Genomic DNA, 10,555 nt, shown 5'->3' on the forward strand with positions numbered 1-10,555 from the left:
ACAGATTGTTTCATTTTTAAGAAATAATAATTATTAAAATCTAGATTATAAACCCAGTATGATATAATATAATCAGAACTTTTTAATTCTTTGTTAAAGCATAATTTCACTATCTATTTAAAAAAGATAATCAATGTCAATTACACACCGCCCCTAGAGGCGGGGGCTTGTAGAAATACAAGCTCGGTTGATTAGCCTATGTCATTAGTTTTTGCTAATGATTAGTTATAGCAGAATATATAGTCACCGTGGGATGCTCCACAAGTCCCATGCTCTGAGGGTAATGGTTAAACATCTCTGAGGGGTAGGAGAAGTGCTGTTACCATTAAACCTGCTATAACATTGGCGATGTGGACCTACAGGCTTCGGCCTGACTTACCTTGATGGAGGTAAATTGTATGGAATGAAGCCTGTTCAAAAACCATTAAAGGACGCAACATTTATGTCTACTATAAGATGGAAATTGGTCAATGCGCTGATGTGTGACTACACTTACGGTTATATTACAAAATCCAAAAGAGTAAGTCTTGGTTTGGAAAAGACACATTATAACGATGCATTTTGCATAGCAGGTGGAATTAATCAACAGAGAATAGAACCTATCTATTTTGAGCAAATTAGGAGAAACAATCGTTCACTCGAAAAGTTCTATGATGCAAAATATGTTGATATAAGAGATAAGTCTATTAAAACAGGACAAGAGCTTTTCTGTGGTAGAAGGACACGGAACAAAAACTTAAATGAAGAAAATCTTCATAAGTATCGTGGAGCTAAAAAATCAAAAGGCAGAAGAAATATTCGTAAGCAAAGATACGCTTATCAGCCTAAAGATATTGTTACCTTTGAGAGCAAAAAATATTCAGTTCAAGGTGTACAGAACAAAGGTGAATATATTAAGCTAATGGAAATGTCTAAGCCAGTTAAAACAGATTTAGTTAAGCTCTATATGTTTAGGAAAGGATTTAGTATGTTTTATAACTGCAATTCATCACCCACTTACAGAAGTGGGAGTCTTCTTGCAGGAAAATAATAAAAAGTGGAGGGATATCATTGCGCTTTTCAAAACTATATGCACCAACATTGAAAGAAACTCCTGCCGATTCAGATATCAAAAGTTATGAACTATTAATTCGCGGAGGTTTTATTAGGAAAATATCTTCGGGGGTATACAGTTATCTTCCTCTTGGATGGCGTGTGATAAAAAAGATAGAAAAAATTGTCCGAGAAGAAATGGAAAAAATTGGTTCTCAAGAACTCATGCTTCCAATTATACATCCTTCTGAACTTTGGAAAATGACCGGAAGATGGGATGATTATGGGCCTGAACTAATGAAGTTAAAAGATAGACATGACAGAGAGTTCACGTTAGGTCCTACACATGAAGAAATAGTCACCTTTCTTATGAAAGATGAATTAAGATCATATAAGCAACTTCCACTTAGTGTTTTCCAAATAGCAACTAAATTTAGAGATGAAATAAGACCAAGGTTTGGAGTTTTAAGGGCTAGAGAATTTATTATGAAAGATGCATATACATTTCATCCTGACTATGAGTCTCTTCATAAAACTTACTTACAATTTTATGAGGCTTATGAAAACATTATTAAACGTATGGGAGTAAAGTATGCAATTGTCGAAGCAGATACAGGGGCAATTGGAGGAAATTACTCACATGAATTTCATGTTTTAGCCAAAAACGGTGAAGGTAGAATATTCTATTGTGAAAAATGTGGGTACGCAGCTAGTGATGAAAAAGCTATTTCTGATGAGAAATTTATTGCAAGCATTGATGAACCAAAAAAACAGTTGACAAAAGTAGACACTGGAGAACTAAAAACGATTGAAGAAATTGCAAATTTTTTAAATCTTCCAAAAAATAGATTGATCAAATCTATGCTTTTAAAGTCGAAAAATGGTTGGGTAATGGCGTTAATACGTGGCGATTATGAAATCAATCTTTCTAAACTTCGCTCTCTAATTAAGGATCAAACCCTTGATTTTGCACAACCTGAAGAAGTCTATGAAAAATTTGGAGTTAATACAGGATATATCGGTCCTATAAATGTACCTAAAGACGTTAAAATAGTCGCAGATTTCAGTGTAAAATCGGTAGTCAACGGTGTAATTGGTGCTATGGAAGAAAATAAACATTACATAAATGCAACACCAGATGAAGATTTTAAAGTTGATATATTTTCTGATATTAGATTTGTAAAAGCAGGTGAGAAATGTCCTCATTGTGAAGGTTATTTAAAAGAAGCTAGAGGTATAGAAGTTGGACAAGTTTTCGAACTTGGCGATAAATACTCTTCAAAAATGAAAGCATATTTTACAGATGAGGAAGGAAACCAAAAACCTTTTATTATGGGATGTTATGGTTGGGGAGTCTCAAGAACACTTGGAGCAATAGTGGAACAATTAAATGACGAACATGGTATGCTTTGGCCTAGAAGTATTGCACCTTTTGAAGTAGCAATAATACCTGTTTCTTCAAGTAACAAAAAAATGTTTGAGTTTTCAGATCAAATTTATAATTTTTTATCTAAAAAAGGTATTGAAGTTCTAATAGATGATAGAGAAGTCTCTGCAGGAGTTAAATTTAAGGATATAGACCTGATTGGTATACCCCTTAAAATTATTATAGGAAAGTCCTATGAAGATGGTTATATAGAATTAAAACTCAGATACGAAGAACAAAGTAAACTAATAGATGCTTCAAATCTGGAATCTATATATAATGAGGTAATACAAAAACTTGATGAATATAATCCAGTAAAAGCACTAAAAATATAAGCACTTATAAATTGACAAAATCATGAAAAAATAGTAAAATATAGATAGTAAAAAATAAAAGCCGAAGCTTCTTCGGCTTTTATTGGTGGGCTCGGGTGGATTCGAACCACCGACCACCCGGTTATGAGCCGGAAGCTCTAACCAACTGAGCTACGAGCCCTTATACGTACATAATTATAACATTAATTGATTATTTTGTCAATACTTTTTAGAATAATAACAACAAATAGAGGAGAATGTAAAATGAGTGAAGGGTTAAAAATACACAATTCACAAGAAGATCCAATTAAAATATTGACCGATAAATATCCCAAAATCATTATAATAAAAGCAGTTTTTAATCTTCTAGACACTCAAGAAAACGTCAATTTAGAAAATTTGGAAAATGAAATAATTAGACTACTTTCAAAAAAATAAATGGGCCCTTTAAGGCTCATTTATTTTTTATAATTTTTAACGGATAATATAGAAAAATTGATTTTCAAACGCAATGTTTTGAATTTATAATTCGCTTAGGGCAAAGCCCTTCCCCTTTCTTCGGTACAAGTACAAAAATTTAAAGAAATTAAGAGTTCGTTGGGAGTAGAATGAGGGAGTTATTTTGTAATAAAACAAATACGAAACTTATATATAATAGTTCACATTTTAGAATTTCTAAAGTGAGTAAATATTTTTGCAATAGGGAGGGAAAATTTTGAAAAACGATTTTCTTGGTAGAAGTTTAAATGTGATGAGTGATTTTACTATTGAAGAGGAGATGTTTTTGTATCATCAAACAAATAGATTAAAGAAAAAATGGAAAAATAAAGAAGACTGTTCTGAATTTGAAATCAAACTTCCATCAGTTGGTATTTATATAGTATTTACTGAACCGAGTACTAGAACAAAAGAATCGTTTATAAATGCAGCAAAATTCCATAAAAATGCTAAAACAAACATTTTTGAATCTGAGCATTCTTCATTTAATAAAAGTGAAAGCTATATCGATACATTCAACATGCTAACTGGGTATTCAGATCATTCAATCTTTGTCGTAAGAACAAAACTAGAAGGAACTTGTAAACTTTTAGATGAAAAAGTTTCTGATTATGCTTTTAGACATTCTTTAAACAAGCCTTCTTTTATCAATGCTGGAGACGGAAAGCATGAACATCCCACCCAAGAAATATTAGACGAATACACTTTTTTAGAACAATTAAATTTTGATAATTCGTATATACACATTGCGCTTGTGGGAGATTTACTCCATGGAAGAACCGTTCACTCAAAAGTATCTGGATTAAGGATATTTAAGAATGTTCTAGTAGACTTAATTGCGCCAGAAGAATTACAAATGCCTAGACATTATGTAAACGCTATGAAAGAAAATAAATTTGAAGTTAGAATATTTGATTCAATTGAAAATTATCTTAAACAAGAACAGATCGCACCGATTTGGTATTTTACTAGGCTTCAACTAGAAAGAATGGGTGAAGACATACTTGAAAAAGAACCTTTACTGCGAAAAAGTGTCACTTTTAGAAAAGACTTCCTTAACCTTCTACCAGAAAAAGTTAAATTTTATCATCCTTTACCAAGACATAAAATCTACCCTACAATCCCTACATTTCTAGACCCTTTACCTTTAAATGGTTGGGAAAATCAAGCTATAAATGGCTATTGGACAAGAATTATTTTGCTATCAATGTTTGGTGGAGCTATATCTGCCCCATTTGATACCTCAATAAAAAATGTAGAAATAAATGAACAAGATTTTATCGTCCCTGCCCCTATAATAGATGGGACAAAGGGCATTACAAAAGATGGAAAAAGAGGGATTAAACCAATAGAAAATGGGACTGTAATAGATCATATAGCAAAAGGCAAAAATCCCGATAAAATATATGAAACAATTGTAAAAATAAGGAAAATACTCAAACTATACGTTTTAGATAGTGCAGATGGACTCTTTAAATCAGCAGATGGAAATTTCAAGGGGTATATAAGTTTACCGGATGTGTATCTTTCTCAAAAAGATATTAAGAAATTATCTGCTATCTCTCCTAATACGACCGTAAACATAATAAAAAATAGTAGAGTGTGTGAAAAATATAGGATTTCACTTCCACCTCGAATATATAATTTTGAAGAATTAAGATGTAAAAATGAAAATTGCATAACAAACCCTGTAAATGGAGAGAATGTTCAAGTGTCATTCATAAGAAACAAGAATAATGAATTAATATGTGAATATTGTGAAACACCACATACCTTTGAAGAAATTTGGAACGTATAAGACAATAAAATACAGCTTCATATAGCTAAACTCAAAATTGAGTTTATTGTCTGTTTAAACAACCAAAAATATATTTAAAAACTTAATTTATCTTAACTAATAAAAGTAAAAATATCTAGTTATTTCCAAATTTCTGGTTCTACTGTTAAATCCACTTGATATTTTTCTTTTATTGTTTTTTTTACATAATCAATCAAAGCCATAACCTGATTAAAAGTAGCATTGCCTTTATTAATAATAAATCCTGCATGCTTAGATGAAATTTGTGCATCGCCTATAGAGTAACCTTTCAAGCCAAGACTTTCTATAGCAGTTCCTACGTAAAAATCAGGTTTTGGCCTTTTAAATATACTCCCGGCGCAAGGCATTTCTATTGGCTGTTTATTCAACCTTTTACTCGAAAATTCTTCTATTTTTCTCTTTATTTCGTAAACATTACCTTTGTTAAACACTTGCTTTGAAGATAATAGAATAAGAGGAGAATCTTGAAAAATACTTTTTCTGTAAGAAAATTCTAATTCTTCATTCCTGAATTTTTTTACTTTCATATCTGATAAATCAAACACCTCTGCTTCTAATACTATATTTTTAATTTCTCCATCATAAGCACCCGCATTCATATATAAAGCACCACCAACTGTTCCAGGAATTCCACAGGCAAATTCTAAGCCGCTATATCCTCTTTCAGAAACTAGATAAGAAAGACTAGCAAGATAAACCCCACATTCTGTTTCAACTAGCAATTTTTGCCTATCACTTAAAAATTCTTCTTTTATTCCTGTAAGATACTTTGTAGATAACACAACAAAGTCTACATCATAATCTGTAACAATTAAATTAGTGCCTCCCCCAATAATTTTAAATGGTATATTATTTCTTTTCAGTAAGATTAACGTTTCAACAAATACGTTTTTGGTTTTAGGAAAAAACATATAAGGGGTTTTTCCCCCTATTCTAAAACTTGTATGATTCTTCAAATATTCATCTTTTCTTATTTCACAACCTAGAATGTACAATTCTTTACATATGCCTTCCAAATCCATACAATTTTTCTCCCTTATGCAAATTCTTTTTCATAATCCGTGCTTAATTTATCCAACCATTCAGGCTCTTTTCCATAACCAAATCTTTCCATCAATTTGCCACAATGTCTCTGAATATCTTGAGCCATTTTTTTATCCCATTTCTTCCAGTGGGGGATCTTATATTTATCTGCACTAGAATTTAGTTTTTTGCTAAGCAATTGGGGCTTAAATTGATACCTTTTACTAAAACCATCTGGAAATTTACTACAATATTCTAGAAAATCTATAAAAAAATCATTTTTTCTATCGCTTAAGAAAAGATCCTCGTATCGATATACCCGAAAATTTTTTCTGTTTTCCATTGTATCAAGAACAAAAGTGTTTAATTTGTTATAATACCAAGCATACCTCTCGATCTTTGACATCTTTTTCCATTTATCTGAATACGGATCATCTTTAAAATGATAGGGTCTCATACTCATTTCTAAAAATGCAAAATCTACTGTTTTATATAAAAGATAAACTGGTGAACTAATTGCTGATCTGACCCAAGTTCTAGGATCTCTAATAATAAAAACAATCTTACTATTAGGAAACACTTTTTCAAGAAGATCCACAACACCATGTAAATGATTGCTGGACTCAACATAAATACTTTCTTTTGTCTCTTCCAATATTTGTTTTCTTAAACCTTTTATATATTCTTGTGCTTTTTCATCAGAAATTTTCCCCAAACGCCTATAAGTGCTCAGCTTACACATCGATTTGGAAGGTAAAAATTGTCCTATAGTCATTTGATATAATCCAAATCGTTTTATATCTTGACCCCATTTTTTCATATCTTTAAAGAAAACATTAGCAGGTTCATGTACAGAATAACAATCCTCTATCATTTGATTTAAACTTTTTGCCAAAAATTGAGTTCCAGTTCTTCCAGTTGAAGTAATAAAAACACAATGTTTTTCAAAAATCGATTCCATAAAACTCACCACCTAATAATATAATTTCAACTTATATAATTGATTTGTTTCATTATTATAGACCATCTAATTGTTTATATAATTCTTCAGAATTCAAATACAAGATACCTTTTATTCCTACTTCTTCAGCAGCTTTAACATTTTCTAATGAATCATCTATAAAAATAGTTTGCTCAGGAATTAGGTTATAATTTTCTATTAAAAGATTGTATATTTCTTTCTCTGGTTTCAATAATTTTACCTGATATGAAATCACCATTCCGTCAAATAGCTCAAAAAAAGAATAATGCGTTCTTATATAATTGAAGGCATGTTCATGAAAGTTAGAAAGAACATACAAATTCTTTCCTTTAGATTTTAAACGATAAAGAAAAGATATATTTTCTTCAATAGGTGTTAAATATTTGTGCCAATTTACAAGAAGTAACATAAGTTCGCTCTTTAAATCCGGATTATTGTTTAACCAGATTCTACACGCATCGTTATAACTAATTGTACCTCTATCTAAATCCGCCCATATTTTTGTTTTGAATACATCTTTAATTATCTTTTTCTTTATTAACTCTTCTTCGAATAAATCATCCAAAATCTCTTTTGGATCAAATCGAAAAAGCACATTTCCTAAGTCGAAAACTATATTTTTCACGATTACCCTCCCTCGACATTTTTTGATGGTTTAATTAACTAAATAGTTGTACCTTGATCTACTTTTTAATTTTTTCTATTCTTTAACTGTATTATTTAAATCAGTGCTGATATCATTATACTAATATACCGATTTTCTTGTTTCAAAGTATTGCTACTAGTTGATATAATCTATATTAATGAATTTAATTTATGATATGGCAATGCACTTTTTTGTTGTGAAGTTCATCTCTTTTAAAAATTATAACATATTAATATTAACTGAATCAAAGTTAAACTTAAGAAAAATGGTAGTCTAATCATGGTACAATAATTAAGATTAAATTTTTACAAAATCTATTTTGGAGGTGTGGTATTATAAATGAACAATCTTCACATCGTAGATCATCCTTTAATAAAGCATAAACTCTCCATAATGAGAAACAAAGATACCGGTCCAAAAGAGTTTAGAGAACTTCTAAATGAAATCACATTACTTTTAACTTATGAAGCATCCAGAAATCTTCCTACTATAGAAGTCGAAGTGGAAACCCCATTAACCATCACCAAAGGTGAGATGGTAGAAGACAAAAAAATAACCATTGTACCAATTCTTCGAGCCGGTCTTGGAATGCTTGATGGAGTCCTTTCCTTGGTTCCAAATGCTAGTGTGGGTTTTTTAGGTGTTTTTAGAGACCCTGATACTTTAATGCCTATTGAATATTATGTGAAGTTTCCCCCTTTAACAGAAGACCACCAGATAATAATTGTTGATCCAATGTTAGCTACTGGTCGTTCAATGAGTCATGCCATAAAACAAGTCAAAAAACACGGAGGAAAACATATAATTCTTATGTGTTTAATCGCTGCCCCGGAAGGAGTAAGTGTTGTAATACAAGATCATCCCGATGTAGAAATATATACTGCTGCACTAGATGAGAAATTAAATGACAAGGCTTATATTATTCCTGGATTAGGTGATGCAGGAGATAGATTATATAGAACAAAATAGCTTAAAAATAGTACGCTTCTTGGGAGGTTTATAGATGTCAAAATTATTAGAGCACACTTTTTTGTTTTCTTTAGCTACCTTAATTAGTAGAATCCTCGGATTGGTCAGAGATGCGTCTTTTGCTCATTACTTTGGTATAAGTGCTCAATATGATGCCTATTCCATTGCCATTCTTTTCCCTTTTTTTCTTAGAAAAATTTTCGCAGATGGCGCTTTGTCCTCTGCATTTGTTCCATTATTTAACAGAAAAGATGGTAAAGATGCCCAGAAATTTTTTAGTACAACTTTTTGGTCAATACTAATTGTCACTTCTTTGCTTTACATACCTGTTGGTATATTCTCTGATAAAATTGTGTTAATATTAGGAACAGGGTTGCCACCTTCTATCTTGGATTTGACATCATTCTTGCTGAAAATATCTTATCCATATATAATTTTTATTTCTTTATGGGCTGTAATAACAGGTGTTTTAAATTCTAAAGACATTTATTTTGGCCCTGCCGTCGCCCCTGCTTTATCAAATATTGTGAGCATTATTTTTATAGTAACGTCTTCCTACTTTATTCCACAGATATTAGGTCCTACTATCGGCTTTACGATAGGTGGTGTTGTTGAATTTTTACTCGTTTTTTTCATATTAAAAAAAATACGCTTTCCAATAACTTTCGATTTCAACGTTCAAGATTTAAAACCTATTCTAAAATTATTTGGTCCTGCATTATTGGGAGTAGCAGTTGGAACTTTAAACACTCTAATTGACACCAATATTGCCACCTGGACAGGAACAGGTGGCGTATCAACTATAGAATATGCACTAAGAATTTATCAGTTACCTTTAGGTATTTTTGCAGTTAGTGTTGCAAATGCCCTACTACCCAAACTTTCTTATTCATCTAGTATGAAAAATGATAATGAGTTTCAGCAAACCCTAGAGAATAGTATTGAACTAATGCTATTTTTTATAATCCCTGCAACGTTTGGTTTGATATTTTTAAATAAAGAAATAATTGCACTTATATATCAGCATGGAAATTTTACTTATCAAGACACCTTAATTACTTCAAAAACCCTTTTGTGTTATTCACTTGGATTACCGTTCTACGCTTTACATACTATCTTTATCAGAAAATATCATTCACAATTAAATACAAAATATCCTTCAATAGTCGCAGTGATTATGCTTTTAATAAATGCCTTCTTGGACATTATACTAGCCAAAAAAATAGGTGTCCCAGGCATAGCTTTGGCTACCTCTATCTCAGGATTTTTCGGAATGTTATTAACAGGATTCTCTACATTTAAATCCTTAAAAATAGAAAATTGGATTGAAATTATTAAAATATTCGGTGCGAGCTTAATCATGGCATTTTTTATTATAATTTTTAAAACCTTTTTTTATTCAAGGTTATGGACAATACTTATAGTTACATTTGGGGCTTTAATTTACGTTATAACTTCATATTTACTTGGTTACAGAAAGTTATCTACCGCTATTAATTTGATCTTTAAAAGAAAAAATCGAAAATAATTTTATAAAGTTAAACCATTTTTCATTACTTAAAATTCTTTTTTAATAATTTAATCGAAAATATACTAAATTTTATTATTATTTCTCTGGTGTATACAATCGTCCAACTCTAAAAACCACTAATTAAAACAAAATCTTAACATTTCTACTTTCGAAATTCATCTTCTAAACCTTTTAACCATGGGATATATAAAAAATAATATATAGATAACCTGCTTGAAAAACGGAAAATCATATTTTTAATCAAAAATTTTCTTGATTAAGCTCTCCCTATATGATAAGCTATATATGGGCTTATTTCTAAGGGGTGAAAATTGA

At 30.8% G+C, this 10,555-nt stretch carries 9 protein-coding genes and 1 tRNA gene; 6 read left to right on the top strand and 4 right to left on the bottom strand.

The window, feature by feature from the left end; translation table 11 throughout:
- Nucleotides 1-403 precede the first annotated feature (403 nt).
- Together DTL3_RS09300 and DTL3_RS09305 are read left to right on the top strand one after the other, a co-directional pair.
- Nucleotides 404-1,030 carry a hypothetical protein gene (locus DTL3_RS09300; RefSeq protein WP_144403520.1) on the top strand — a complete coding sequence of 209 codons (627 nt, stop codon included), beginning with the start codon at nt 404-406 and terminating at the stop codon, nt 1,028-1,030.
- Nucleotides 1,031-1,050: 20 nt separating this feature from the next.
- On the top strand, nt 1,051-2,793 hold the full coding sequence (locus DTL3_RS09305; RefSeq protein ID WP_045088474.1) for a proline--tRNA ligase: 1,743 nt from the start codon (nt 1,051-1,053) through the stop codon (nt 2,791-2,793).
- 83 nt (nt 2,794-2,876) lie between these two features.
- Here DTL3_RS09305 and DTL3_RS09310 read toward each other — a convergent pair.
- Nucleotides 2,877-2,953, bottom strand: a tRNA-Ile gene (locus DTL3_RS09310).
- An 83-nt stretch (nt 2,954-3,036) separates the two neighbouring features.
- Here DTL3_RS09310 and DTL3_RS09675 point away from each other — a divergent pair.
- Together DTL3_RS09675 and DTL3_RS09315 are read left to right on the top strand one after the other, a co-directional pair.
- Nucleotides 3,037-3,210: a hypothetical protein gene (locus DTL3_RS09675; RefSeq protein WP_171820614.1), complete on the top strand. Its 174-nt coding sequence runs from the start codon at nt 3,037-3,039 to the stop codon at nt 3,208-3,210.
- Between the two features lie 277 nt (nt 3,211-3,487).
- The gene (locus tag DTL3_RS09315) at nt 3,488-5,068 is read left to right on the top strand and encodes a bifunctional aspartate carbamoyltransferase catalytic subunit/aspartate carbamoyltransferase regulatory subunit (protein WP_045088475.1); all 1,581 of its coding nucleotides are present in this window, start codon (nt 3,488-3,490) and stop codon (nt 5,066-5,068) included.
- 119 nt (nt 5,069-5,187) lie between these two features.
- Here DTL3_RS09315 and murB read toward each other — a convergent pair whose 3' ends face one another.
- Genes murB through DTL3_RS09330 form a run of 3 tightly spaced genes read right to left on the bottom strand, consistent with a single transcriptional unit; the run spans nt 5,188 to nt 7,719 of the window.
- Nucleotides 5,188-6,111 carry a UDP-N-acetylmuramate dehydrogenase gene (gene murB / locus DTL3_RS09320; protein WP_052670490.1) on the bottom strand — a complete coding sequence of 308 codons (924 nt, stop codon included), beginning with the start codon at nt 6,109-6,111 and terminating at the stop codon, nt 5,188-5,190.
- Between the two features lie 14 nt (nt 6,112-6,125).
- Complete coding sequence (locus DTL3_RS09325; RefSeq protein ID WP_045088476.1) at nt 6,126-7,073, bottom strand: sulfotransferase; 948 nt, start codon at nt 7,071-7,073, stop codon at nt 6,126-6,128.
- 55 nt (nt 7,074-7,128) lie between these two features.
- Nucleotides 7,129-7,719 (bottom strand): HAD family hydrolase, encoded by a 591-nt coding sequence (locus DTL3_RS09330; RefSeq protein WP_052670492.1) that lies wholly within the window; start codon nt 7,717-7,719, stop codon nt 7,129-7,131.
- Between the two features lie 360 nt (nt 7,720-8,079).
- Between DTL3_RS09330 and upp the strand changes: the two genes are divergently transcribed.
- Both upp and murJ read left to right on the top strand, forming a co-directional pair.
- Nucleotides 8,080-8,709 (top strand): uracil phosphoribosyltransferase, encoded by a 630-nt coding sequence (upp, locus tag DTL3_RS09335; RefSeq protein WP_045088478.1) that lies wholly within the window; start codon nt 8,080-8,082, stop codon nt 8,707-8,709.
- Between the two features lie 34 nt (nt 8,710-8,743).
- A complete protein-coding gene (murJ, locus tag DTL3_RS09340; protein ID WP_045088479.1) occupies nt 8,744-10,237 on the top strand; it encodes a murein biosynthesis integral membrane protein MurJ in 1,494 nt (497 codons plus the stop codon).
- Nucleotides 10,238-10,555 lie beyond the last annotated feature (318 nt).

This window comes from Defluviitoga tunisiensis, from assembly GCF_000953715.1.
GTDB classification, from domain to species: domain Bacteria; phylum Thermotogota; class Thermotogae; order Petrotogales; family Petrotogaceae; genus Defluviitoga; species Defluviitoga tunisiensis.

Excerpts from the sequence above, each read along its gene's own strand:
- DTL3_RS09300 (WP_144403520.1), top strand. The coding sequence starts at position 404 with ATGAAGCCTGTTCAAAAACCATTAAAGGACGCAACATTTATGTCTACT.
- DTL3_RS09675 (WP_171820614.1), top strand. The coding sequence starts at position 3,037 with ATGAGTGAAGGGTTAAAAATACACAATTCACAAGAAGATCCAATTAAA.
- murB (WP_052670490.1), bottom strand. The coding sequence starts at position 6,111 with ATGGATTTGGAAGGCATATGTAAAGAATTGTACATTCTAGGTTGTGAA.
- DTL3_RS09325 (WP_045088476.1), bottom strand. The coding sequence starts at position 7,073 with ATGGAATCGATTTTTGAAAAACATTGTGTTTTTATTACTTCAACTGGA.
- upp (WP_045088478.1), top strand. The coding sequence starts at position 8,080 with ATGAACAATCTTCACATCGTAGATCATCCTTTAATAAAGCATAAACTC.
- murJ (WP_045088479.1), top strand. The coding sequence starts at position 8,744 with ATGTCAAAATTATTAGAGCACACTTTTTTGTTTTCTTTAGCTACCTTA.